At 63.3% G+C, this 22,544-nt stretch carries 24 protein-coding genes; 8 read left to right on the top strand and 16 right to left on the bottom strand.

Annotated features, from left to right (window positions below):
* Positions 1–373: 373 nt before the first annotated feature.
* Positions 374–2,242 (bottom strand): M48 family metallopeptidase, encoded by a 1,869-nt coding sequence (locus AC1D11_RS18525; protein WP_477648169.1) that lies wholly within the window; start codon positions 2,240–2,242, stop codon positions 374–376.
* A gap of 117 nt (positions 2,243–2,359) precedes the next feature.
* Entirely contained in the window at positions 2,360–2,998 is a 639-nt protein-coding gene (locus AC1D11_RS18530; protein ID WP_477651343.1) for a 5-formyltetrahydrofolate cyclo-ligase, read from the bottom strand.
* Positions 2,999–3,007: 9 nt separating this feature from the next.
* Here AC1D11_RS18530 and AC1D11_RS18535 point away from each other — a divergent pair, with 9 nt between their 5' ends.
* Entirely contained in the window at positions 3,008–5,137 is a 2,130-nt protein-coding gene (locus AC1D11_RS18535) for a lytic transglycosylase domain-containing protein (RefSeq protein ID WP_477648171.1), read from the top strand.
* A gap of 171 nt (positions 5,138–5,308) precedes the next feature.
* Here the strand turns inward: AC1D11_RS18535 and AC1D11_RS18540 are convergent, their stop codons facing one another.
* Positions 5,309–6,448, bottom strand: a complete 1,140-nt coding sequence (locus AC1D11_RS18540) for an anhydro-N-acetylmuramic acid kinase (protein WP_477648228.1) — start codon at positions 6,446–6,448, stop codon at positions 5,309–5,311.
* Positions 6,449–6,635: 187 nt separating this feature from the next.
* Complete coding sequence (locus AC1D11_RS18545) at positions 6,636–8,000, bottom strand: peptidoglycan DD-metalloendopeptidase family protein (RefSeq protein WP_477648172.1); 1,365 nt, start codon at positions 7,998–8,000, stop codon at positions 6,636–6,638.
* A gap of 224 nt (positions 8,001–8,224) precedes the next feature.
* Between AC1D11_RS18545 and tyrS the strand changes: the two genes are divergently transcribed.
* Positions 8,225–9,457: a tyrosine--tRNA ligase gene (gene tyrS, locus AC1D11_RS18550; protein ID WP_477648173.1), complete on the top strand. Its 1,233-nt coding sequence runs from the start codon at positions 8,225–8,227 to the stop codon at positions 9,455–9,457.
* Between the two features lie 102 nt (positions 9,458–9,559).
* Here tyrS and AC1D11_RS18555 read toward each other — a convergent pair whose 3' ends face one another.
* Both AC1D11_RS18555 and AC1D11_RS18560 read right to left on the bottom strand, forming a co-directional pair.
* Positions 9,560–10,171: an OmpA family protein gene (locus tag AC1D11_RS18555; protein ID WP_477648174.1), complete on the bottom strand. Its 612-nt coding sequence runs from the start codon at positions 10,169–10,171 to the stop codon at positions 9,560–9,562.
* Positions 10,168–10,722, bottom strand: coding sequence for a FecR family protein (locus AC1D11_RS18560; protein ID WP_477648175.1), 555 nt, complete (start codon positions 10,720–10,722; stop codon positions 10,168–10,170). Before AC1D11_RS18560 ends, AC1D11_RS18555 begins: the two co-directional genes overlap by 4 nt.
* Before the next feature lie 120 nt (positions 10,723–10,842).
* Here AC1D11_RS18560 and AC1D11_RS18565 point away from each other — a divergent pair, with 120 nt between their 5' ends.
* From AC1D11_RS18565 to dtd, 3 genes are all read left to right on the top strand, one after another.
* Complete coding sequence (locus AC1D11_RS18565) at positions 10,843–11,757, top strand: cation diffusion facilitator family transporter (protein WP_477648176.1); 915 nt, start codon at positions 10,843–10,845, stop codon at positions 11,755–11,757.
* A gap of 76 nt (positions 11,758–11,833) precedes the next feature.
* A complete protein-coding gene (locus AC1D11_RS18570; RefSeq protein ID WP_477648177.1) occupies positions 11,834–12,592 on the top strand; it encodes a substrate-binding domain-containing protein in 759 nt (252 codons plus the stop codon).
* The gene (dtd, locus tag AC1D11_RS18575; RefSeq protein ID WP_477648178.1) at positions 12,592–13,041 is read left to right on the top strand and encodes a D-aminoacyl-tRNA deacylase; all 450 of its coding nucleotides are present in this window, start codon (positions 12,592–12,594) and stop codon (positions 13,039–13,041) included. The genes AC1D11_RS18570 and dtd overlap by 1 nt, the downstream gene beginning before the upstream one ends.
* Before the next feature lie 68 nt (positions 13,042–13,109).
* Here the strand turns inward: dtd and ybeY are convergent, their stop codons facing one another.
* A complete protein-coding gene (gene ybeY, locus AC1D11_RS18580) occupies positions 13,110–13,565 on the bottom strand; it encodes an rRNA maturation RNase YbeY (protein ID WP_477648179.1) in 456 nt (151 codons plus the stop codon).
* Complete coding sequence (locus AC1D11_RS18585) at positions 13,555–14,565, bottom strand: PhoH family protein (protein WP_477648180.1); 1,011 nt, start codon at positions 14,563–14,565, stop codon at positions 13,555–13,557. The genes ybeY and AC1D11_RS18585 overlap by 11 nt, the downstream gene beginning before the upstream one ends.
* A 94-nt stretch (positions 14,566–14,659) precedes the next feature.
* Here AC1D11_RS18585 and ruvA point away from each other — a divergent pair, with 94 nt between their 5' ends.
* Positions 14,660–15,232: a Holliday junction branch migration protein RuvA gene (gene ruvA, locus AC1D11_RS18590; RefSeq protein WP_477648181.1), complete on the top strand. Its 573-nt coding sequence runs from the start codon at positions 14,660–14,662 to the stop codon at positions 15,230–15,232.
* Positions 15,233–15,246: 14 nt separating this feature from the next.
* Positions 15,247–16,317: a Holliday junction branch migration DNA helicase RuvB gene (ruvB, locus tag AC1D11_RS18595; protein ID WP_477648182.1), complete on the top strand. Its 1,071-nt coding sequence runs from the start codon at positions 15,247–15,249 to the stop codon at positions 16,315–16,317.
* Between the two features lie 102 nt (positions 16,318–16,419).
* On the opposite strand, the gene AC1D11_RS18600 is transcribed toward ruvB, so the two are convergent.
* Positions 16,420–16,881 carry a hypothetical protein gene (locus AC1D11_RS18600; protein WP_477648183.1) on the bottom strand — a complete coding sequence of 154 codons (462 nt, stop codon included), beginning with the start codon at positions 16,879–16,881 and terminating at the stop codon, positions 16,420–16,422.
* An 11-nt stretch (positions 16,882–16,892) separates the two neighbouring features.
* Positions 16,893–17,030: a hypothetical protein gene (locus AC1D11_RS18605; protein ID WP_477648184.1), complete on the bottom strand. Its 138-nt coding sequence runs from the start codon at positions 17,028–17,030 to the stop codon at positions 16,893–16,895.
* Positions 17,031–17,265: 235 nt separating this feature from the next.
* On the opposite strand from AC1D11_RS18605, the gene AC1D11_RS18610 reads away from it, so the two are divergent.
* Positions 17,266–17,757, top strand: coding sequence for an energy transducer TonB family protein (locus tag AC1D11_RS18610; RefSeq protein ID WP_477648185.1), 492 nt, complete (start codon positions 17,266–17,268; stop codon positions 17,755–17,757).
* Between the two features lie 25 nt (positions 17,758–17,782).
* Here AC1D11_RS18610 and AC1D11_RS18615 read toward each other — a convergent pair whose 3' ends face one another.
* The 6 genes from AC1D11_RS18615 to AC1D11_RS18640 are packed head-to-tail and all read right to left on the bottom strand — an operon-like array spanning position 17,783 to position 22,515.
* Positions 17,783–18,970 (bottom strand): DSD1 family PLP-dependent enzyme, encoded by a 1,188-nt coding sequence (locus tag AC1D11_RS18615; RefSeq protein ID WP_477648186.1) that lies wholly within the window; start codon positions 18,968–18,970, stop codon positions 17,783–17,785.
* Between the two features lie 25 nt (positions 18,971–18,995).
* Positions 18,996–19,670: a histidine phosphatase family protein gene (locus AC1D11_RS18620; protein WP_477648187.1), complete on the bottom strand. Its 675-nt coding sequence runs from the start codon at positions 19,668–19,670 to the stop codon at positions 18,996–18,998.
* Between the two features lie 2 nt (positions 19,671–19,672).
* Complete coding sequence (locus AC1D11_RS18625) at positions 19,673–20,293, bottom strand: DUF4136 domain-containing protein (protein WP_477648188.1); 621 nt, start codon at positions 20,291–20,293, stop codon at positions 19,673–19,675.
* 51 nt (positions 20,294–20,344) lie between these two features.
* Complete coding sequence (ttcA, locus tag AC1D11_RS18630) at positions 20,345–21,295, bottom strand: tRNA 2-thiocytidine(32) synthetase TtcA (RefSeq protein WP_477651477.1); 951 nt, start codon at positions 21,293–21,295, stop codon at positions 20,345–20,347.
* Positions 21,296–21,315: 20 nt separating this feature from the next.
* Positions 21,316–21,687, bottom strand: coding sequence for a dihydroneopterin aldolase (locus AC1D11_RS18635; RefSeq protein ID WP_348046741.1), 372 nt, complete (start codon positions 21,685–21,687; stop codon positions 21,316–21,318).
* Positions 21,688–21,741: 54 nt separating this feature from the next.
* On the bottom strand, positions 21,742–22,515 hold the full coding sequence (locus AC1D11_RS18640; RefSeq protein WP_477648190.1) for an SDR family oxidoreductase: 774 nt from the start codon (positions 22,513–22,515) through the stop codon (positions 21,742–21,744).
* Positions 22,516–22,544 lie beyond the last annotated feature (29 nt).

Below are 22,544 nucleotides of genomic sequence, written 5' to 3' on the forward strand. Positions count from 1 at the left end.
CTCTCCAATACCAATACCGACAAGGACACGCCATGGCGTGTCCTTCTTCAGGTGTCCGGGTTCTGGTATTCGGTTGTTGGCTGTTCGGCATTCCTTCCCCCACCCTTTGTGGATGCGCCGAGGAGCGCAGGGCCAGACGGATCAGGGCAAAAACTTGTTTGAGCCGCAGGCGAGTTGTTTTTGACCCCGGCTGGACCGAGCACCGCAGGTTGCCCGTAGCGAAGCGAAGGGACGCAGGAACCAGGGTCGCCTTTCTTTTGCTTACTTTCTTTTGGCGAAGCAAAAGAAAGTGAGTTGCATGCCGGGCAACCCCCGGCCAGCAATCCTTAGCAAAAAACGCAAAGGCCGGAGCAAGACCCGGCCCGATGAAAACCTACCCCGCCAACTGCTTGCGCATCACCTCATGCCGGTGCCGGTAAGTCCCCAACACCTCTTTGAACTGCTCCCGCTGCGCACTGATGCCGGGCAGCTTTACCTTGGTGGTCTTGGCCCCCAACAGGCCTTTTTCAGTCATGGTAACCGTGAGGACATCGCCGCCAAACCCGTTTTCATAGCCAAGGTTCTGGATGTCATCCCACGAGAGTTCATCGGGCTTGCCAGGCAGCTGCAGGCCGCTGTATGTCACACCGACAGAGAGGGTGCCCTTGAGCTGAAACAGCACAGGGGGAAAGTAGCGCAGCACCAGTGCCTGCTCCATGTCATTGTCCGGCCCGTAGCGGTAAGCGAGGGTACGTTCATGGTCGGCGGCAAAACCCTGCTCGTATGCCGACCACAGTCGTTGCTCAATCTGCGGCGCGCTCTGTATGTCGTCAGCCCAGTTGCGCAATGGTGGATCAGTCACGATGGCGCCGAAGGCATCGGGCTTGACCAGGTGGCGCACGTTTTTCATGCGGTCCAGCATGGCCGGGTGCGAGTCAAACGGATGCGGCACGCTGGCTGTTCCCATGGCCTTCACGAATTTGGTAGAGGCGGCGTAGGGTGCCAGGCCCGAGGCCACAAACTGCGCAATGCCGAGTTGCTGGCCGTGCTGCCGGTCGTGCTCGAACAGTTCACGCTCGATTTCCGAGCGGTAGCTCGCGTAGGCGGTAATCTTGATCAGCGATTCCACAATGGCCTGCGGCGAAACCAGCTTCGCGGCGGCGCGGTCGGCCTTGAATTCGCGCTCGCGGCTGTCGCGCATCAGCGCGAACTCAAAGATCACCCGGTACAGGTACATCAGGTGATAGACCGCCACCGTCAGGCCGCCGCCACGCATCAGGCCGAGGTAGTGGTCGTACTGCACCAGCTTGGGGCCAAGCCGGGCGCTGCTGGCGGCATCGCCACCGCGAAAATGCGCGAGCTCATGGCCCAGCACAGCATCGGCCTGGGCCCGGTCCAGCAGCCGCAACAGCGGCAGGCTGACAAACAGCGTGCGGCCGGTGAGCGCCTGGCCGGCCACCGTGAGCGGCGCTTCGGTGACAAAAAAATTGGTGTCGATGCCCGCCACGATCTGTTTGGGCGGTGCGGTCTTCAGGCGTGCAGCCAGGGCGCGGGTATTGGCCCACAGGCCCGGCGCGTCGCTGTCGCTGACCAGCGCCCCGTCGATGGTGTTTGCCATTGCGGGGCGCCGCAGCAGCCCGGCAATCGCAAAGAACACCGCGACAGCCACCACAAAGCCGATCAGCGCGATCAGCTTGATGTAATACACGTGAAAGAAAAATGCCGTCACCCAAAAGGACAACCAGACAAGCATGGTGCCCTGCACGAGCATTTGCGCCGCGCTGGCAAGGCTCAGCAGGCGCCAGCCGGTCACAAAACTCAGGTACTGGGCCTTGCGGTTCCAGAAAGCCACGGCGCCCAGCAACAGTTCGAGCAGCAAGATGGCCACACCGCCAGCGATCGTCCATTTGGCGATGACATGCGCTGCGTAAAACTGCCAGACTTCGGAGAACGGCTCGCAGAACATGTCCCTGTCCTGTACGAGGTCGGCGTTGGCGTCGGCGCATATGCGGGAGACCGGGTTGTCACGGTAAAACTTCTTGGTGTGCGCCTTGCTTTCGGCGGACATGCTCGAGTCCTGGTCGACCTGCCGCTCTATCGACTGGATGATGGTGCGGTCGAGTTGCTGTTGCGCGTGCCTGGCGAATAGCAGGGTTGAACCCGGAACCAGAAACAGGGTCACCAGCGCCAGGGCCAGAACCTTCAGCAGGTCTTTGCGGATCCTGCTGCTTACCGTATTGCTGTCTTCACCAGCGACTGCCATGCGTTACCCCCCTTTTTTTATTAACCGCTTCGCTCAAATGGCGAATAGGTGGCTAATATACCGGCGCTTATCGGCACTTACCGGCTTCGAAGGCGGGGAAAAAGCAGGCGCCGGCGGTCAAACCGGCCAGACCACGCCCTTGTCGTTCAGGATGGCATCGAGCGGAATGTCGTGCGGCTCGGGCTCCATGTCGGGCAGCCAGCCCTGGGTATAGCCCAGGCCCACTGTGAAAGGCCGTGGTTGCAGCGTGGCCAGCGTGCGGTCGTAAAAGCCCCCGCCATAGCCCAGCCGGTAGCCTCCGGGCCCGTAACCTACACAGGGCACGAACAGCAGAGTGGGAATAATCACCTCTGTATCTTTTGGTTTCGGAATACCGTAGGCGTCTTCTTCCATGGGGCAGCCCGGGTACCAGGCATGGAAAGTCAATGTCTTGTGCAGCTTGTTGACCACCGGCAGACCGATCTTGCGCGGCGACCGCGCTGCTATGCTTTCAGTAGCTAGTTGCGCACGTTCCACTTGGTCCAGCGCCGGATTTGATGATGAATCCTGGCTCAAAATGGCATCTTCCTGCCAGCGGTACAGCGCAGGCAGCGGATCGAACTCGCCCTTGATGGGCCAATACGCGCCAATCACCTCGTGCGTGGAACCTACCAGCCAGATGCGCATCACACGCTGCAGCAGGTCAGCCCGCACCAGGCGGTCAGGCATGTTCAGTCGCGCTTCCACCAGCGCCTTGCGTATGCTTAATTTGTCCATAATGTCCCGATGCTATACAAATTTCTTAACGGCCCGGTACGTGCGGCCTCCCTGCCCGCCATTTTTTCCGCGATTGCCTCCCTGACGCTGCTCGTCCCTGCAACCGCCCAAACCACCCTTCCCGCAAGCGCCAGCGCAGCCGACAACGTGATTGTGGAGATGAACAAGGCTTTCAAACGAGGCGACAAGGGCCGGCTGGCACAACTGCTGCCCCAGGCCCGGGGCCACGCGCTCGAACCCTGGGCCGCCTACTGGGAGCTCAAAGCCCGCCTGGGGGAAGCCAGTGCGCAGGAAGTGCAGGATTTTTTCGGCCGCTACGCCGGCACCTACCAGGAAGACCGCCTGCGCAACGACTGGCTGCTGCTGCTGGGCCAGCGCCGCGACTGGGCCGGCTTTGCCGCTGAATACCCCAACTACCGGATGAACGACGACAAGGAAGTACGCTGCTACGCACTGCTGGTCGAACACCTCAAAAATCCGGTGGCTGATGCGCGCCTGGCCGACGAAGTGAAAAAAAACTGGTACGCCCAGCGAGAGGCAGACGACGGCTGTAACTCGGCCGCCGAGCGGCTGGCCTCCACCAAAAACCTCACAGCGCAGGACGTCTGGATCAAGGCCCGCCTGGCCACCGAGGCCAACCGGCCACGCGCAGCGACCAGCGCGGTACAGATCATTGCGCCCGACGCTGTCGGCATGGTCAATGAACTGAACGCCAGCCCCATCAAGTTCCTGTCCGGCAAACACCTGGCGATCAGCAAGGCGCGGCGTGAAATCATTACGTTGGCATTGATCAAAATGGCGATTTCCGACACCGAAGGCGCCGCATTCCAGCTGGAAAACAAATGGGGCATGCAGCTGAACACCGAGGAGCGCAACTGGGTCTGGGGGGCAATCGGCCGCCAGGCCGCCACACGCCTGGGCGCCGCACCGGCAGGCGACGCACTGCAATACTTTGCCAAGGTCACCAAGGACACCGACCTCACCGACGACATGCTGGGCTGGAAAGCCCGGGCGGCATTGCGCGCGGGCACACAGCCCAACTGGACGCTGGTGCTGGCGGCCGTCAACGCCATGAGCGACGACGCACGCAAGGACCCCACCTGGAGCTACTGGAAAGCGCGTGCGCTGCTGGCCACCGCGCCGCCTGACGCGGCGCCCAAAGTGCCTGTGGTCGTGGCAACCACCCCGGGGGTTACGCAAACCATCAGCACCGGCATCACCATCGCGCCGCAACGGGCCGAGGCCCTGGCCCTGCTGCAGTCCTTTGCGTCGACCCGTGGCTTTTATGAACAACTCGCGCTGGAAGAGCTGGGCCAGAAGATCACGGTGCCGGCCAGGCCAGCGCCGCTGACGGCCGAGGAAAAAGAGACTGCACGGCTGAACCCGGGCCTGAACCGCGCCGCTTATGCCATTGCCATCGGCCTGCGCCCCGAAGGCACGCGCGAATGGAACTACAGCACCAACCTGCACAAGCGCGGCGGCATGGGTGACCGCGACCTGCTGGCAGCTGCCCAGTTCGCCTGCGACCGCCAGATCTGGGACCGATGCATCAACACCAGCGAACGCACCAAAGGCGAGATCGACTTCGAGCAACGCTTCCCGATGCCGTTTCGCGAAACGGTGACCAAACGCAGCCAGTCCATCAACCTGGATCCGGCCTATGTGTATGGCCTGATCCGCCAGGAAAGCCGCTTCATCATGGACGCGCGTTCCGGCGTGGGCGCCTCAGGCCTGATGCAGGTCATGCCCGCGACGGCGCGCTGGACCGCCAAAAAAATCGGCCTGGAAGGTTTCACGCAAGAGCAGCTCAACGACCGCGACACCAACATCGCGATCGGTACGGCCTACCTCAAGTTCGCACTGGACGACTTCAACGGCTCCATGCCCATGGCCGCGGCCGCCTACAACGCCGGGCCAGGCCGGCCGCGCACCTGGCGCAACGGCCCGGTGCTGGACGCTGCGATCTGGGCCGAAAACGTGCCGTTCAGCGAAACGCGCGACTACGTGAAAAAAGTGCTGTCCAACACCACCAACTACGCGGCCATCCTGACGGGGCGGCCGCAGTCGCTGAAAGCCCGGCTTAGCACCGTGGGGCCGAGGGATGCGGCGCAGCCGGAACCTTATAAAGATTTGCCTTGAAGTCCTTTAGGGACGGGCGCGAGCAGCTATTGAATTAATAGCGGTTTTTAGGATCGTCATTGATTTGACGGCGCGCTCTTTGCTGAGGATAGTTGGCCGGGGGTTGCCCGGCCAGCAACCCTCAGCAAAAAGCCCAACGCCGGAACAAGCCCGACCGCTATCCGGCCCAGCCTAAGCCGGGTAGATCGCCCCCAGCACCCGCAACCCCTTTGCCCCCGTCACGCTCGGCAAATTACCGAGCCTGCGCAACAACGCCTGCTGTGCCAGCCATGCAAAGGCCGCCGCCTCCACCTGCAAAGGCGGCAAGCCATGCTGGCCGGAAGTCTCAACCTTGAGCTGCGGCAACCCGGCCTGCAGGCGCTCAAGAAGGTAGGTATTGAAGGCGCCGCCGCCGCAGACAATCAGCAGGCTGCTGGCTTTTCCATGGCTGTTGACGTCCGCCGCGCAGACGCTGGCAGTGAATTCAGCGAGGGTGTTCTGGACGTCTTGTGGCCGCGCCACAGAAAAGGGCGCGAGCTTGCCGGCCAGCCAGGCCATGCTGAAAAGATCGCGGCCAGTGCTTTTGGGAATCGGTTGCGAAAAATAGGGCTCGTCCAGCAGGCTGGCCAGCAGGTCTGGCAACAGCTTGCCCGTGGCGGCCCAGGCGCCGCCGGCGTCATAAGGCTGACCGGTATGTTGCAGGCACCATGCATCCATCAGGGCGTTGCCCGGTCCACAGTCAAAGCCCAGCACGGGTGACGACGCTCCAGGCGGCAGCACGCTGAGGTTGGAAATGCCGCCCAGGTTCAGCACCGACACCGTGGCGTCAGCATGGCCGAAAACGCCCTGATGAAATGCCGGCACCAGAGGTGCGCCCTGGCCACCGGCCGCCACATCGCGGCTGCGGAGATCAGCCACCACATCGATGCCCGTGAGCTCTGCCAGCAAAGCCGGGTTGTTGAGCTGGAGCGTGTAGCCTGCGCCCGCCGGGTCGGGTGATGTTCTTTGCGGCTGGTGCCGCACCGTCTGGCCGTGCGCGCCAATGGCGCGAACCTGCGAGGCGGCGATACCCTGTGCCGCAGCCTGGGTAAGCAGCGCATCGACGACTTTGGCATAGGCTGCCGCAATATGGTTGGCGGCTATGGCAGCGCGGTGCAGTTCATTGTGCGTAGGCGAATTCAGCGCCAGCAGCTCCGCACGGAAAACCCCATCAAAAGATTCAGTCGCCGCGGCAAGAACGCGCAGTTTTCCACCGGAAAGATCGACCAGCACGCCATCAGCGCCGTCGAGCGAAGTGCCTGACATCAGGCCAATGTAGTAATCGGACGTTATAGGCATGGGCCTATTTTGCCGCAGCGGGCGAATGTGAACGCACCGTCTTTACCAGCAGGGGCCGCGGGCAGTGTCCTCTGAACTCTTAAACCCAGCATGAGCCGTGGAACCGGCTTTGCCGGGCCACAGGCGGGCGGCCCCCTCGGGGGGCAGGGAGCTACACGAAGTGAGCGACCGTGGGGGCCACTTACTCAGCGCGGGTTTGCGTGATGGTGGCGGCCGCTTGCAGCTGAGTCTTCACGCCTGCTGAGAGCTCCCTGAATGCCGGCATGGCGGCCGTAGACACGGGAATGGTCTCGCTCTGCTTGGCGATCGTCATCGGGTCCTGCTGGGTGCCGTTGACGCGGAACTCGAAATGCAGGTGTGGGCCGGTGGCCCAGCCGGTGGAGCCGACAAGACCGATGGTCTGGCCCTGGCTGACGTTCTGGCCGCGCTGCACCATGATTTTGCTCAGGTGGGCATAGACGGTTTCATGGCCGTTGCGGTGGCGAACGAACACCACGTTGCCGTAACCGTTTTGGACACCCGAAAACTCCACCACGCCATCACCGACGGTACGTGCAGGCGTTCCCGTAGCCGCTGCGAAGTCGGTACCCAGGTGGGCGCGCCATTTTTGCAGGATGGGGTGAAAGCGCATCGAAAAGCCGCTGCTGATGCGCGAGAACTCGACGGGCGAGCTCAGGTAGGCGCGGCGCAGGCTCTGGCCGTCGAGGGTGTAGTAGCCGCCCCTGTTGGCAGCGCCCGTGGCGTCCACGCCCGGAGGCTGGAACCACATGGCCTGGTAGGCCTTGCCGGCGTTGACAAACTCGGCCGACAGCACGCGGCCGGTGCGCAGCGGCTCGCCGTCGGCTTCCAGGCTTTCATAGACCACGTTGAAACGGTCGCCCTTGCGCAGTGCGCGGCGGAAATCGATGTCACTGGAGAAAATTTCGGCCATCTGCACCGCCACGCCGTCGGGGATGCGGGCGTCGTCGGTGGCGGCGAACAGCGATGTCTGGATGCTGCCGCTGGACAGGCGCGCAGTGGCGACGTAGGGCGCGGTTTCGATGCGCGATGTGAAGCCGGTGGCGCCGCGCTCGACCACGAGGCGCTTGAACATCGTTTCGTCATCCGTCGGCCAGCGCATGCTGAGCTTGAGCAACTGCTGGCTGTCGCTGGCTTCGGCGGTCACGTTCTTGCCGGCGCGGCCCGCAAGAATGGTGCGGGAATTGGCGTCGCTGCGCAAGAAGGCGGCTGCGGCGCTGTCATCAATGTTCAGGCGCTTGAGCAGGGTGTCGGCGGTGTCGCTGCTGCGGGTGCTTTCGGTGCGGAACAGCTTGAAACGGAAATCGGTGAGGGAGTCGGTCTGTATCTGCGTGGGCAAAGGCTCGACCGCTTCGAGTATCTGGCGGACCGGCAGGTTGGCCGCATCGGGTGCCAGGGGCGCAACGCCGAATGCGGTGACGCCTGTGCCCAGCAGCAGCGCTGCAAGGCTGGCGGTGACCCGTTTGGGATGGCGACGGAGGCTGTCGGCGATGGGAAGCAGTATCTGGGAGGGAGATGGCAGTGACAAAGCAGTATTCCCAACAAAAGTGCATCGGGCGCTAGGGAGCACCGGACTGCTGTATAAAAGGTGGAGAGCTTTGGCGGCCAGCCCTGAATGCAGGGGTGGGGCCGGAGCCATCCGGTAATGAGTTTCCTGATCAGCAAATTGCAGGCCAACTAAAATGGCTCCGCCGCTGCAGGAGAGCCGCCAGTATATCTGTCGGACAATTCCTCGACATGTGAAAAACCCTTATGAATCAAGAGCTTGTTACAAAATTCCCCGTCACCGACCGCGTCAGGGAGGCCTTGGCTGTGTCCTTGCGCGGCTGCGATGAGCTGATCCCGGAAAACGATTGGATACAAAAACTGGCCAAATCGGAGGCCACGGGCGTCCCGCTGCGCATCAAACTGGGGCTGGATCCGACGGCGCCTGACATTCATGTCGGACATACCGTGGTGCTGAACAAAATGCGTCAGCTCCAGGATCTGGGCCATACAGTCATTTTTCTTATAGGCGACTTCACCAGCCTGATCGGCGACCCGTCCGGCCGCAACACCACCCGGCCCCCGCTCACGCCCGAGCAGATCAAGGTCAACGCCGAAACCTACCGGGCCCAGGCCGACAAGATCCTGGACCCCGCCAAAACCGAGCTGCGCTACAACAGCGAGTGGAGCGAACCGCTGGGCGCTACCGGCATGATCAAGCTGGCTTCGCACTACACCGTGGCCCGCATGATGGAGCGCAACGACTTCAACGACCGCTACAAGGCCGGCACGCCTATCAGCGTGCACGAGTTTTTGTACCCGCTGATGCAGGGTTATGACTCCGTGGCCCTCAGGAGCGACCTCGAACTCGGCGGCACCGACCAGAAGTTCAACCTGCTGATGGGCCGGCACCTGCAGCAGGAGTACGGGCAGGAGCCGCAGTGCATTTTGACCATGCCGCTGCTCGAAGGCCTGGACGGCATCGAGAAGATGTCCAAGAGCAAGAACAACTACATCGGCATCAGCGAAGACGCCAACACCATGTTCGCCAAGGTGCTGTCGATCTCCGATGTGCTGATGTGGAAGTGGTACACGCTGCTGTCGTTCAAGAGCGAAGCCGACATCGCGGCGCTGAGGGCCGAAGTCGAGGGCGGGCGCAACCCCAAGGACGCCAAAGTGGCGCTGGCCAAGGAAATCACTGCGCGCTTTCACTCGCCCGCTGCGGCCGATGCCGCCGAGCAGGACTTCATCAACCGCAGCAAGGGCGGCGTGCCCGACGAGATTCCCGAGGTGTCGCTGTCAGGCGCACCGATGGGCATTGGTGCGCTGCTCAAGGCTGCGGGCCTGGCGCCCTCGGGCAGCGAAGCCACGCGCCTGATCGACGGCGGCGGCGTGCGGATTGATTCCAGCGTGGTGAGCGACAAGGCGCTCAAGCTGGCAGCCGGAACGTATGTGGTGCAGGTGGGCAAACGCAAGTTTGCCAGGGTCACGCTGGCCTGAAGCGCGGCACGGGGCGGCGACCGAGCGCTACAGTTTTAATAGCTGCTTGCGCCCGTCCCTATTGGGCTGCAGGGTAATTTCACTTGAATTCTGGCGATTTCCCTAGCGGACCTCGATGGCCACGCGCCGGTTGCGCGGTTCTTCCACTTCATCGGCGGTAGGCACGGCCAGGTCGCGTTCACCCCGGCCCGCCGCTTCGATGCGCTCCGCCGGAAACTGGCGGTCAATCAATATCTGGCGCACCTGCTGCGCCCGCTGGGCCGACAGCACGTCATTGCTGGCGCCAGCGCCCACAGTGTCGGTATGGCCGGTGATCACGATGTCGCCGCCACTTCGGGCCAGCGCATCGGCGAGCACGTCTTCCATGATCTTTTGCGACTCGGCGGTCAGCACCGTGCCGCCCGCATCAAAGTACACGGTGTAGCGCTTGCCCCGAGGCGGCGCCATGTCATACAGCGCAGCGTTATCGGCGCGAACCTTGGCCGGATCAGCCTGGTCCACCTTGGGGGCACCCGTTGAACCCCGCGCTGCCGTGGCGCGCTGAAAAGGCACGGACAGCACGGCTTCGGCGCCTGCGCCTTCCCTGGCGCGCACCACCACGGCGGACGGCGTACCGTCCTCCTGCGGCAGCAACACAACACGGGTGCCGGTGGAACAAGCCGCCAGCAACGTGCTCAGGAGAATGGCGGAGAGAAGGGGGAAATGGATCCTCATGGCTGTGGGTCCGCCTGCACGATGAAATCGGTGCCGCGAATGCCGATGAAAGCGGTCTTGGTCTCGATGCGCACGGTCTCGGGGTGGGCTTTGCCCACCAGGCCGCTCATCATGCGCAGCGACCCTTGCAGCAGGGAGAGCAGCAGGCCGCCCTCTTGTGTGGTGGCATCAAAGCTGAAACCCTTGATGTCCAGTTGCGAAGCCGGACCCACCACCACCGTGGTGCCGTCGCGCAGGACCAGGCTGGCGGCGGAGTCGGCGCCGGTGACGATGCGGCCGGCGGGCAACACGGGGTCTCCGGCCTTTGCCGGTCGCGCTGCGCCGCCGGCTTCCAGCAGCTTGACGTCACCGCGCAGGGTTTTCAGAAAGCCGGCCTGCCCGGGGGCGAGTGGAGGTGGCGGCAAGGGTACAGAAGCGGGTGGGGCCGATGCCTCGGCTGGCGCGGCTGCCGGAGTGGGGACGGCCACGGCAGGCTCCGGCGGGGTTTGTGCGGCGGCTTGCACGGCTGCAAGCATCAGTCCGGCCAAGGCTGTCAGATAGCGATGTTTCATGAAGACCTCTTTGGGCGGATTATCCATTACCTTTGGTTACGATTCACCGGGCAAGTCTTGTCACCCCGCCACCCTCTCCGGTTTGTTACCCGGCATGCCCCCATACCTCACAATGCACAAATGAATTTTCCCGCCTGGCAGTCCCTGACGCCGCAACGGCTGCTGCGCGCTTCCGTCGCAGTGGCCGCAGTCACCATCGTCCTCAAGACGGCAGCCTGGTACATCACGGATTCGGTGGGCCTGCTGTCTGACGCCATGGAGTCTTTCGTCAACCTGGCCAGCGCCCTCTTTGGCCTGGCCATGGTCACGATCGCACAGCGCCCGGCCGACGACGACCACCCTTATGGCCACCACAAGGCCGAGTATTTTTCGTCCGGCTTCGAGGGCGCACTGATCGTCGGTGCGGCAGTGGCCATCATCTGGGCTGCCGCGCACCGCATGCTGGATCCTCGGCCGCTGCAGCAGCTTGGCTGGGGCCTGGCGTTGTCGGTGGGCAGCTCGGCACTCAACGGCCTGCTGGCCTGGGCGATGTTCCGCGCGGCCCGGCTGCACCGGTCCATCGCGCTTGAGGCCGACGCCAGGCACCTGGTGACCGATGTCTGGACCTCAGCCGGTGTGGTGGTCGGCATAGGCGCTGTCATGTTGACCGGCTGGCTTTGGCTGGACGCCGTGGTAGCGATCGGCGTGGCCCTGAATATCCTGTGGGAGGGAGGCAGACTGGTCTGGCGCTCGTCACAGGGCCTGATGGATGAGGCAGTGGAGCCTGAAGTGCTGGCCGAGATCCAGAAAACACTCGCAGGCTTCAGCCACCCCACCATTCGCTTTGACCACCTGAGCACGCGCCGCGCCGGCCAGCGGCGCTTTGTCGATATGCACATGCACATGCCGGCCAGCTGGTCGCTGGGCCGCGCGGCGGCCGTGCGCGCCAGCGTTGAGCAGGCGCTGATGAGCGCCGTGCCCGGCCTGCGCGCCAGCATCCAGCTGCTTCCCAGCGATGTGGAAGCCCATTTCGACGACGAGGCCGACCTGATCTGACGTCCTGCCGCCCTCTTCCGGCCGCCGATAATTTCCCCGACCTTCCGACCTTCTACCCATTAGTCCAGGAGCCTTGATGACACGAACCCCTCTTGCGCTTGCCGCCCGCGTCCTTGCCTGCGCACTGCTCAGCGCCGCCGCGCAGGCGGCAGAGCTCCAGGTGCTGAGCGCCGGTGCCATCGAGCCCGGCCTCAAGGCGGCCGCGGCCGCTTTTGAAAAGCAGACCGGCCACACCGCCAAAATCACCTTCAACACCGCACCCGAGCTGAAAAAGCGCATGGACAGCAATCCGGCGTTTGACGTGGTGATTGCGCCGCCGGCCGTCATCGGCGAATTTGCCGCGGCTAGCAAGCTGGCGGAAACGCGCGCCAACGTCGGCCGTGTCGGCATGGGTGTGGCTGTGCGCGAAGGCGCGCCGGTGCCCGACATCGCCAATGCCGAGGCACTCAAACGCTCGGTGCTGGCCGCCGACTCGCTGGTGTTCAACCGCGCCTCCACCGGCTTGTACCTGGAAGGCCTGCTCAAGAAGATGGACGTGTATGCGCAGGTGGAAAGCAAAACCACGCGTTACCCCGATGGCGCCTCGGTGATGGAGCACGTGCTCAAGGGCAAGGGACGCGAGATCGGTTTCGGTGCGATGACCGAGATTCTTCTGTACAGGGACAAGGGCCTGAGGCTCGTCGGCCCGGTGCCGGCCGAGGTGCAGAACTACACGTCGTACACCGCCGCGCCGCTGGCTTCCGGCAAACAGCAGGACGTGGCCCAGCAGTTCGTCAGTTTCCTTGCCGGCCCGGTCGGCAAGCCGCTGTTTGTGGCTGCCGGTGTGACCGACTGATGAAGGCAGTGCTGCAGCGCGTGGCCGAAGCCCGCGTGGTGATTGCCGGCGAAACCGTCGGCCAGATAGGCGGCGGGCTGCTGGTGCTGGTGTGCGCCGAGCGCGGTGACACGGAGGCGCAGGCTGACAAGCTGCTGGCCAAGATACTCAAGCTGCGGATTTTTTCAGACAGCGCGGGGAAGATGAATCTGAGCGCGCAGGACGTCAAGGGCGGGCTGCTCATCGTGAGCCAGTTCACGCTGGCGGCCGACGCCTCGGGCGGCAACCGGCCCAGCTTCACTGGCGCAGCCCCGCCTGACGAAGGGCGCCGGCTGTACGACTACTTTGTGGCCCAGGCCCGCAGCCTGCACCCGCAAGTCGAAACCGGGCAATTCGCAGCCGACATGCAGGTGCACCTGGTCAATGACGGGCCGGTGACCATTCCCCTGCAGGTTCTGCCGGGCACGTGAACTCGCTATCAATTCAATAGCTTCTTGCGCCCGTCCTTATTGGTCTTCAGCCCAAAAATCCTTGAATCTCAGCGGTAAGGGTTTTGGATGCCCAGGCCAGCCAGGATCTCGATTTCACGCGCTTCCATGGCTTCGGCATCGGCTTCGCCGGTTTCATGGTCCCAGCCCTGCGCGTGCAGCGTGCCGTGTACCAGCAGATGGGCGTAGTGGGCCTGCAGCGTTTTTTTGTTCTCTTTCGCCTCTTTGGCCACCACCGGCGCGCACAGCACCAGGTCGGCCGTGACCACCGGCTCTCGTGTGTAGTCGAAGGTCAGCACGTTGGTGGCGTAGTCGCGCTGGCGGTAGTCGCGGTTCAGCGCCTGGCCTTCTTCGGCGTCGACGATGCGCACGGTGATCTCGCCGTCGTGCGCGAGCGCGTGGCGGATCCAGCGGGCCACGCTGTGGCGCGGCAGGGCTGCGCGGTGGCGGGCGGCGTCTTTCAGGTCACCAAACTGCAAGGACAGGCTCAGGTTTTTAAGAGCCATTTCGGCTCCTGGCGCTGGTGCGGCGTGCGGGAGCAGCTATCGAATCTGTAGCAACTTCTGCTGCGATGCCGGGCCGCGTCTTGTCGTACGCATCCACAATGCGGGCCACCAGCGGGTGGCGCACCACGTCGGCACTCGTCAGCCGCGTGATCGCAATGCCTTTGACGCGCTTGAGCACGCGCTCGGCGTCCACCAGGCCGCTCAGCTGCGTGCGCGGCAAATCAACCTGGCTGATGTCGCCCGTCACCACGGCCTTGCTGCCAAAGCCGATACGGGTCAAAAACATCTTCATCTGCTCGGGCGTGGTGTTTTGCGCTTCGTCGAGGATGACAAAGGCATGGTTCAGCGTGCGGCCGCGCATGAAGGCCAGCGGCGCGATCTCGATCTGCTGGCGCTCAAAGGCCTTTTGCACGCGCTCGAAACCCATCAGCTCATGCAGCGCGTCATACAGCGGACGCAGGTAAGGGTCCACCTTCTGGCTCAGGTCGCCCGGCAGGAAACCCAGGCGCTCGCCGGCTTCGACCGCCGGGCGGGTCAGCACGATGCGCTGCACCGTGCTGCGCTCCAGCGCATCCACCGCACACGCCACGGCGAGATAGGTCTTGCCGGTGCCGGCCGGACCGATACCGAAAGTGATGTCGTGGGTGGCGATGTTTTCCAGGTAGGTGCCCTGGTTGGTGGTGCGGGCGCGCAGGTCGGCGCGGCGGGTCGACAGCGCCATGGCGCCGTCGGGTGCGATGCTGAGCGCGGTGTCGCCGGCCAGCATCAGCTGCACGGTTTCGGGCTCTATGGGGCGCTGGGCGATTTCGTACAGGGCCTGCAGCACTTCCAGCGCCTGGTTGGCCTTCACCTTGGTGCCGTCGATCTTGAACTGCTCGAAACGGTGGGCAATCGTGACGTCCAGCGCCACTTCGATGGTGCGGATGTGGCTGTCCATGGGTCCGCACAGGTGGCCCATGCGGGTGTTGTTCGGCGGCGTGAAAGTGTGACGAAGAATCAAGGCGGTGGTTTTCCTGAAAAAACGGCGGTTAAAGGCGAAAAAACACAATTGTCCGCCCAAACAGGCGCCTGCGTCTGACTGATAAGATTTGCCCATGATTGGAAGACTCTCTGGCCAGCTGGCCGAAAAAAATCCCCCGGAAATCCTGGTGGACTGCAACGGCGTCGGCTATGAAGTGCTGGTGCCCATGAGCACCTTCTACAACCTGCCCGGCCTGGGCGAAAAAGTCAGCCTGCTGACGCACTTTGTGGTGCGCGAGGACGCGCAAATCCTCTACGGTTTCGGTAGCGCTACCGAACGCGCGGCCTTCCGCCAGCTCATCAAGATTTCAGGCGTCGGCCCGCGCACCGCGCTCAGCGTGCTTAGCGGCATGAGCGTCGAGGAGCTCTCGCAAGCCGTCACCCAGCAGGAGGCCGGCCGCATCATCAAGGTGCCCGGCATCGGTAAAAAGACCGCCGAACGCCTGCTGCTCGAATTGAAAGGCAAGCTGGGCGCCGACATCGGCATCCAGGTCAGCGTCGCCAACGATGCCCAGTCAGATATCCTGCAGGCCCTGGTGGCGCTCGGCTACAGCGACCGCGATGCGGCGCTGGCGTTGAAAGCGCTGCCGAAAGACATCGGTGTGAGCGACGGCATCAAGCTGGCGTTGAAGGCGCTGGCGAAATAGGCCGGTAACCCAGTATGAGCATACAAACCGACGATTTCGCTCCCGGGGACTTCCCGCCCGCCAAGCGCGTGATGTCGGCTGCCCCGGCCTCACCCGGCGAGGAAGCGATCGAGCGCGCGTTGCGCCCCAAACTGTTTGACGAGTACGTCGGCCAGACCAAGGTGCGCGACCAGCTTGAGATCTTCATCGGCGCGGCAAAAAAGCGCGGCGAGGCGCTGGACCACGTGCTGCTGTTTGGCCCGCCCGGTCTGGGCAAGACCACGCTCTCGCACATCATTGCGCATGAGCTGGGCGTGAACCTGCGGCAGACCTCGGGTCCGGTGCTGGAAAAGCCCAAGGACCTGGCGGCGCTGCTGACCAACCTTGAAAAGAACGACGTTCTCTTCATCGACGAAATCCACCGCCTGAGTCCCGTGGTCGAAGAAATCCTCTATCCCGCGCTGGAGGACTACCAGATCGACATCATGATCGGCGAAGGCCCGGCAGCGCGCAGCATCAAGCTCGATTTGCAGCCCTTCACCCTGGTGGGAGCCACCACGCGCGCCGGCATGCTGACCAATCCGCTGCGTGACCGTTTTGGCATCGTTGCGCGGCTGGAGTTTTATACGCCCGACGAACTGGCACGCATTGTCAAACGTAGCGCCAAGCTGCTGAACGCTCCAATGGATGAGGAAGGCGGCTTTGAAATCGCCCGCCGCTCACGCGGCACGCCTCGCATCGCCAACCGCCTGCTGCGCCGCGTGCGCGACTATGCGGACGTGAAAGGCACCGGCCACATTTCGCTGGACATTGCCAACAAGGCACTGGCCATGCTGGACGTGGACCCGCAAGGCTTTGACGTGATGGACCGCAAGCTGCTGGAAGCGGTGATCCATCGCTTTGACGGCGGCCCAGTCGGCCTGGACAACATCGCCGCCAGCATCGGCGAGGAGCGCGACACAATTGAAGACGTGATCGAGCCCTATTTGATCCAGCAGGGCTATCTGCAACGCACACCGCGCGGGCGTATCGCCACGCTGGCTGCGTATCGGCACCTGGGGGTGACCCCGCCGCAGACTGAAGGCGGGCTGTTTTCTGTGGAGTGAGGAAATGGCTTCTTGCGCAGGTGGAGCGCGCGCGAGTAGCTATTAAAAACAGAGCAATGCGACGGGCTTGGGTCCCATCCCATGTTGTGCGGAGCAGTGGGCTTATTTCAAGCCACGCAAGTCTCGCCATTGCAGCCGCGCAAACCATGCGCATACCGTGCCCAATACCGCGTAGAACGCAAACAGGCCCCAGTTCACTGCGGGAAAATCCCAGACGGCTCCGACGATGTACAGGGTGCTGATGGCGCACAGCAGGCCTGACAGTAGACACCATACCAGTGCCAGCACACGTTCCACGCCCGTTTTGACGGTGCCCAGGGCGGTTTGCGTTTGCTGCCAGGCATCGGCTGCGTCGGCCAGCGGGCTTTGCTGCTGCTCCGCCAGTGCTCCAGCGATCGACTGGCGCTGTACCAGTGCAGCAAAGTCACCTTGGCGGGGCCGCGCAGCACGCTTTCGCCACCACAAAATCAGAAACAGCAACACGACGGCCGTGATGATGAGGCCGGCATATAACAGCTGCTCCCACCACGGGTGGGCGGCTGCGTGCATCCAGTAATGCAGCATGGTGGAGTGCTTCAGGCGCTGGTTTCGTCCAGCGCGTTATCGAGCGGCGGCAGGGGGGCGCCGCAGGTACCGGCCTTGCCGCGCACAGTGCGCCAAGGGGATGTGGGAGAGGTGGGGACAGCGCGCACTGGGGCGAGGCGGTGCATCATGGAAGAGGTCCTGGCTTCGGGGAATGTTGCATCGACTATAGCCATAAGCGCTTGCGTGTTTCAGCCCGGGGACACGCTATAGTGACCAGCCCACCCTCTGCCCTCTGCCGTGTCCATCCAGACTGATGATTTTGCTGTGCCGCCGCCCAAGCATCGCCACGCTGGCCGCTTACCGTCACCTGGGTGTGGCGCCGCCGGTCAGTGGCAACGACATTTTCAATTAAAGGGCGGCAGCATGCGCAGGAACCTGTACTCTTCGGCTGGCGGCGTCACGCTGGCCGGCATTGCCCTTCTGGTAGCCGGCTGCACGGGCCCCGCGCCTACACCGCGCACGCCCAACCCAGCCGTCCCTCTGGCGGCCACCTCCAGCTTGCCGGAATTCCCCGAGCTGTTCCGGCAGATGAGCAAGCTCTACGCCGACCATCCGCAAGCGCCGGCGATGCAGGACGGCGACGGCATGGGGCAAAAGATTGCCATCGCACGGGTGCGCAAGCCCGGCGCGCTGGACGCCTTGCAGGCTTACCGTGCGCAGGGCGTGCATGGCCGCATCGTCGTGATTTCGCTGCTGGACGCCGAAGGCCGCTTGCTTGATGCGCGCGTGCTGTCGTCCACACATGCCGAACTCAATGAGGCGGTGCTGCAGTCGGCGCGGGAAGCAGAGTACCGGGGCGGGCGCATCAATGGCGCCCCTTCGCCGATGTACGCTGTTTACGGGGTGAACTTCTAGGCGCGCTGTTCTACGCGCAGGGGAGTCAGGTCAGCGCGCCGCGGGCGTCGACCTGGTAAATGCGCTGCACCGTACCGTGGCGCAAGCCACCGGCCACGCCGATCATGGCGTCGTGCAAATTCACGGTAGGGTCGCAGTGGCCGGGAATCAGCCACAGCATGCTGCCCAGGCCGGGCAGGCGTTTGCTGTCGCCGGCGGGCCGCAAAATGCCGTGCTCGTCACCGCCGTTGAAATAGGCCAGCTCGCTTTCACTGTCAAAGGCATGCACCAGCGGCAGGCCGGAATCAATGGCGTGGCTTTTGTGGCCGGCGTCGCACACGGCATGGCCGGCGTGCGTGCTGACGACCTGTGTTTTGACAAACAGCGCGTGCTCAAACTGCGGCTGCGACGGGTCTCTTTCGTTTTGGGCGTAGTCGGCGTCCATGAACATGAAAGAGCCGGCCTGCAATTCGCCGTAGACGCCGCTGGCGGCCTCCAGCATCAGGCTACCGGTGCCGGCACCCGTGACCAGGTCTACCGTGATGCCCTGGGCTTCTACCAGTTTGCGCGTCAGGAGCACGGCCTCCACCGCCCTGGCAATGGCGTCGCGCCTTTCCTGGGCGCTGCGCATGTGCTGGGCCTTGCCATGGTAGGCCTGCAAGCCGGCAAAACGCAGCGCGGGGTGTTTGCGGATTTCCAGCACCAGCGTGACAGCGGCGGCGCCGGGCTCGACACCGCAGCGCCCCTGGCCGACGTCGATTTCCACAAACACGTCGATCACGGTGGCACCCGCATTCTTGTTGTTGATGCGGGCCTCCGTCATGGCCTGTGCCAGACGGATCACACCCTCGGTGCTGTCCACCGCAATAGCAAGGTGGCCTCCCTGGGCCGCGACTTTTTGGGTGAGCGCCGCCACACGGGCCAGCTTGGCCGGGGCGATCACTTCATTGCTGATGTAGACGTTGTACACACCGCCGGCCACCATGATTTCGGCTTCGGACGTTTTTTGCACGCACACGCCAATGGCGCCGGCCCGCATCTGCGCCTTGGCCAGCGCGACGCTTTTGTGCAGCTTGGCGTGGGGACGCCAGCGGACATTGTGCTTCTTGGCAAATTCAGCCATGCGCGCAAGGTTGCGCTTCATTGCGTCCAGGTCGATGACCAGGGCGGGCGTGTCGATGTCGTTGACCGGTTTCCCGATCAGTTCGGCCAGGCGGGGCGGCTGTGTGCTCATGAGTGCATTGATGTTTATTCTGCGCTTATTGTGCGCCGAGACGGGCGCCGGCATCGCCGCTGGAAAATCCGTTGTCGTCCAGTGCGTCGTTTTCCAGGTGCTGCGTGTCGGCCCAGCCCACCAGGGAGAAGCCCTGGGGCGTCCAGAGCAGGCGGTTGATGGCCGTGTTGCCCAGCGCCCAGGTACGCGGGGCCTGGATGTCCAGCCGCGTGGCGGCGCGGTAAAGCACGTCCATCACCCCGCCATGGCCCACCATGGCGATCAGCTCGCCCGGGTGGGCGGCTGCCAGGCGCTCGGCGGTGGTGACCACCCGGCTACGCAAGTCGAGCAATGATTCACCGCCAGCGGGCGCAAATTCCGGGTCCCGCTTGCGCCAGCGCATCGACTGGTCAGGCAGCAGGGCTTCAATCTCCGCAAAGGTTTTCCCTTCGAAGTCGCCGAAGCCGCGTTCGCGCAAGCCTTCTTCGCGCGTCACCTCGATGCCCAGCACACGGCCCAGGTATTGCGCCGTCTCCCAGGCGCGCGTCAGGTCGCTGGCGTAGATCGCGGTGATCGGTTCGTCGGCCAGCGCGAGCGCCATGCGTTCGGCCTGCCGGCGGCCGGTGTCGTTGAGGGGAATATCCAGGTGGCCCTGAATGCGGGTGTCCACATTCCAGGTGGTTTCACCGTGACGTATGGCAATGACGCGCGTTGATTCCATTCTTATCGGGGAATCTCGACATTGATGCGGCGCGTACCCGGCGGCGGCTGCGGAAAGCCGCGCAGGGCCGAGTCCAGCATGGCGGGCAGCACGGCCGGCGTGTCCGACCAGACGCCGTCGTGCAGCGCCCGTGTTTCATAGGCGACCTGGTTGGTTCGAAGGTCGCGCATCACGATGCTCAGGTCCCGCTTGAAATAGGTTGGCTCCGAAATTCCGCCGCCGATTGGGAACGACAGGCCGACCCCGACGCCGCGGCTGCCGCCGCCCATGAACACACCGCTTCCAAACCCAAAACCGCCGTAGGGACTGTAGCCATAGGGACCGCGGTCCACGATCTGGGTGTTGGCCACAATCTGCACGCTGTAGCGTGCGGCGGGCGGATTGAGCTCCATTCCCACCTTGGCCAGGGCGCTGCGCGCCAGGCCTTCAACGGCATCCTGCGGTGAGCCGGCGGCCTGCTGGGAAGGCAGGCGCTCAAAGCGATACGGTGTGCCAGGCGCAGGCGGCGGGCCGTTCCAGTTGTAGAAGGCGGTGACGTCACTGTCGACCAGGCGCACGGTGGAACAGCCCGCCATGACAAAAGCCATGGCAGCCATGAAGAAAATCGCGAACGCACGTTTCATGAGGCCTCCAAAGCAATGAGTTGTTGAAAACGAAGAGCGCCGAAAAATCAATCAGCCCGAATGCACGCCGATCACGGACAGCCCCGGCGGCACCGGCTCCCGGAACTCTTCGGTATCAAAAGCCTTGTCGCCTTCCGGCTCGGCAATGCCGGTTGCCTTGATGCCCTTGAAATCATGGCGCTTGTTGTCCATCAGGTGCGAAGGCACGATGTTTTGCAGTGATGCGAACATGTTTTCCAGCCGGCCGGGGAATTTTTTCTCCCATTCGCGCAGCATGTTGCCGACCTGCTTGCGCTGCAGGTTTTCCTGGCTGCCGCACAGCGTGCACGGGATGATGGGAAATTCGCGCACCTGCGCCCATCGCGTCAGGTCTTTCTCGGTCACGTAGGCCATGGGGCGGATGACGACGTTCTTGCCGTCGTCGCTCACCAGCTTGGGCGGCATGCCCTTGAGCTTGGCCGCAAAAAACATGTTGAGGAAAAAGGTTTGCAGCATGTCGTCGCGGTGGTGGCCCAGCGCAACCTTGGTGCAGCCGAGTTCACCCGCGACACGGTACAAAATGCCGCGGCGCAGGCGTGAGCACAGCGAGCACAGTGTTTTGCCTTCGGGGATCACGCGTTTGACGATGCTGTAAGTGTCCTGGTTTTCGATATGGAAGGGTACGCCCAGCTTGCCGAGATAGTCTGGCAGGATGTGCTCCGGGAAACCGGGCTGCTTCTGGTCGAGGTTGACGGCCACCAGTTCGAAATTGATTGGTGCGCGCTTTTGCAGCTTGAGCAGGATGTCGAGCATGGCGTAGCTGTCTTTACCGCCCGAGACGCACACCATGACCTTGTCGCCTTCTTCAATCATGTTGAAGTCGACGATGGCGCGGCCGACTTCGCGGCACAGGCGTTTTTCGAGCTTGTGGTCTTCGCGCTCAATCTTCATGCTGTTTTGCACGCGTGCAGAACTCTCCTGCTGCTCATGCTGTTGTACGGCTTCTTCCCACACAGCGTCCATATCGTTCGCTCCCATATCGTTCACCACTGTCCCGTCTCGATGCGAATGGCTACTTCGCAGTCGTCAAAAATTTCAAGTTTGGCGATCTTCACCCGCACGCCCAGCACGCCGGGCAACTTCATCAGCCGGTGCGCCAGCTTGCCGATCAGGCTTTCCAGCAGGTTGACGTGTTCAGACGTGCATTCGGTGATGATGATCTGCCGCACCTTGCGGTAATCCAGCACATGGTGGATGTCGTCGTCATGGGGCAGCAGCGGCTGCGCGCCCAGGTTCAGTTCGGCATCGACCTGGATCGGTTGCGGCGCAGTTTTTTCGTGATCCAGAATGCCCAGGTTGGCGTCAAAGCGCAAACCGGTGAGGTTCAGGATTTGGGTGCCCCGGGAATTGAACATGGTGCCAGTCTGTAGTGGGTCGGTTGTGGTGATGTGTAAGCCGTTGCCGATGGCTTACATCAGCGAAAAATCGCGCTCGAACTTCATCAGGTGCTGGCCACCATCCACCAGCAGCGTGGTGCCGGTGATGGAGCTGTTCTCCAGTGCAAACTTCACCGTGGCCGCCACGTCGGCGGGGGTGGACGACCGGCCCAGCGGCGACAGCTTGTGGCGGGCCTCGAATTGTTCGTCGGTGAGCAGGTGGCTGGTGAGCGTCAGCCCCGGCGCAACGCCGACCACACGAACCTGTGGCGCCAGCGCCAGCGCCAGCATGGTGCCGGCTGCTTCCAGTGCAGCCTTGGAAAGCGTGTAGCTGAAAAAGTCGGGGTTCTGGTTCCAGAGCTTCTGGTCCAGCAGGTTGACGACGGCGCCCCTGGCACCGCGCGAGGCCACATGCGCATGCAGGGCCTGGGCCAGCACGATGGCGGCACCGGTGTTGCTGTGCAGATGCCGGTCCATGGCGGCGAAACCGAAGCTGGCGGCACTGTCTTGCTCAAAGGTCGAGGCGTTGTTCACCACGGCATCGACCTGGCCCATGCGCTCCACCACGGCCGGCAGCAGGCCGCGCACCGCCGTTTCGTCGTTTAAATCTGCATGAAAAGCGGCTGCAGCGCCCGACAGCTGTGCGCAAGCAGCTACTGTTTTAATAGCGTCTTCTTCGGAGCTGCGGTAGTGCACTGCCACCTGCCAGCCGCCGGCCGCGAGCGCCAGCGCGATGTCGCGGCCCAGCCGCCTGGCGGCGCCGGTCACGAGGACAACGGGTCGGGATGATGGCGGGGTTGGGGTCATGGGTGATAAGGGTTGGCAAAAAGGTCAGG

Source organism: Polaromonas sp. P1_E11, assembly GCF_056405995.1.

Coding starts and splice junctions, on each gene's coding strand:
- AC1D11_RS18525 (WP_477648169.1), bottom strand. CDS start 2,242: ATGGCAGTCGCTGGTGAAGACAGCAATACGGTAAGCAGCAGGATCCGC.
- AC1D11_RS18530 (WP_477651343.1), bottom strand. CDS start 2,998: ATGGACAAATTAAGCATACGCAAGGCGCTGGTGGAAGCGCGACTGAAC.
- AC1D11_RS18535 (WP_477648171.1), top strand. CDS start 3,008: ATGCTATACAAATTTCTTAACGGCCCGGTACGTGCGGCCTCCCTGCCC.
- tyrS (WP_477648173.1), top strand. CDS start 8,225: ATGAATCAAGAGCTTGTTACAAAATTCCCCGTCACCGACCGCGTCAGG.
- AC1D11_RS18555 (WP_477648174.1), bottom strand. CDS start 10,171: ATGAGGATCCATTTCCCCCTTCTCTCCGCCATTCTCCTGAGCACGTTG.
- AC1D11_RS18560 (WP_477648175.1), bottom strand. CDS start 10,722: ATGAAACATCGCTATCTGACAGCCTTGGCCGGACTGATGCTTGCAGCC.
- AC1D11_RS18565 (WP_477648176.1), top strand. CDS start 10,843: ATGAATTTTCCCGCCTGGCAGTCCCTGACGCCGCAACGGCTGCTGCGC.
- AC1D11_RS18570 (WP_477648177.1), top strand. CDS start 11,834: ATGACACGAACCCCTCTTGCGCTTGCCGCCCGCGTCCTTGCCTGCGCA.
- dtd (WP_477648178.1), top strand. CDS start 12,592: ATGAAGGCAGTGCTGCAGCGCGTGGCCGAAGCCCGCGTGGTGATTGCC.
- ybeY (WP_477648179.1), bottom strand. CDS start 13,565: ATGGCTCTTAAAAACCTGAGCCTGTCCTTGCAGTTTGGTGACCTGAAA.
- ruvA (WP_477648181.1), top strand. CDS start 14,660: ATGATTGGAAGACTCTCTGGCCAGCTGGCCGAAAAAAATCCCCCGGAA.
- ruvB (WP_477648182.1), top strand. CDS start 15,247: ATGAGCATACAAACCGACGATTTCGCTCCCGGGGACTTCCCGCCCGCC.
- AC1D11_RS18600 (WP_477648183.1), bottom strand. CDS start 16,881: ATGCTGCATTACTGGATGCACGCAGCCGCCCACCCGTGGTGGGAGCAG.
- AC1D11_RS18605 (WP_477648184.1), bottom strand. CDS start 17,030: ATGATGCACCGCCTCGCCCCAGTGCGCGCTGTCCCCACCTCTCCCACA.
- AC1D11_RS18610 (WP_477648185.1), top strand. CDS start 17,266: ATGCGCAGGAACCTGTACTCTTCGGCTGGCGGCGTCACGCTGGCCGGC.
- AC1D11_RS18615 (WP_477648186.1), bottom strand. CDS start 18,970: ATGAGCACACAGCCGCCCCGCCTGGCCGAACTGATCGGGAAACCGGTC.
- AC1D11_RS18620 (WP_477648187.1), bottom strand. CDS start 19,670: ATGGAATCAACGCGCGTCATTGCCATACGTCACGGTGAAACCACCTGG.
- AC1D11_RS18625 (WP_477648188.1), bottom strand. CDS start 20,293: ATGAAACGTGCGTTCGCGATTTTCTTCATGGCTGCCATGGCTTTTGTC.
- ttcA (WP_477651477.1), bottom strand. CDS start 21,295: ATGGACGCTGTGTGGGAAGAAGCCGTACAACAGCATGAGCAGCAGGAG.
- AC1D11_RS18635 (WP_348046741.1), bottom strand. CDS start 21,687: ATGTTCAATTCCCGGGGCACCCAAATCCTGAACCTCACCGGTTTGCGC.
- AC1D11_RS18640 (WP_477648190.1), bottom strand. CDS start 22,515: ATGACCCCAACCCCGCCATCATCCCGACCCGTTGTCCTCGTGACCGGC.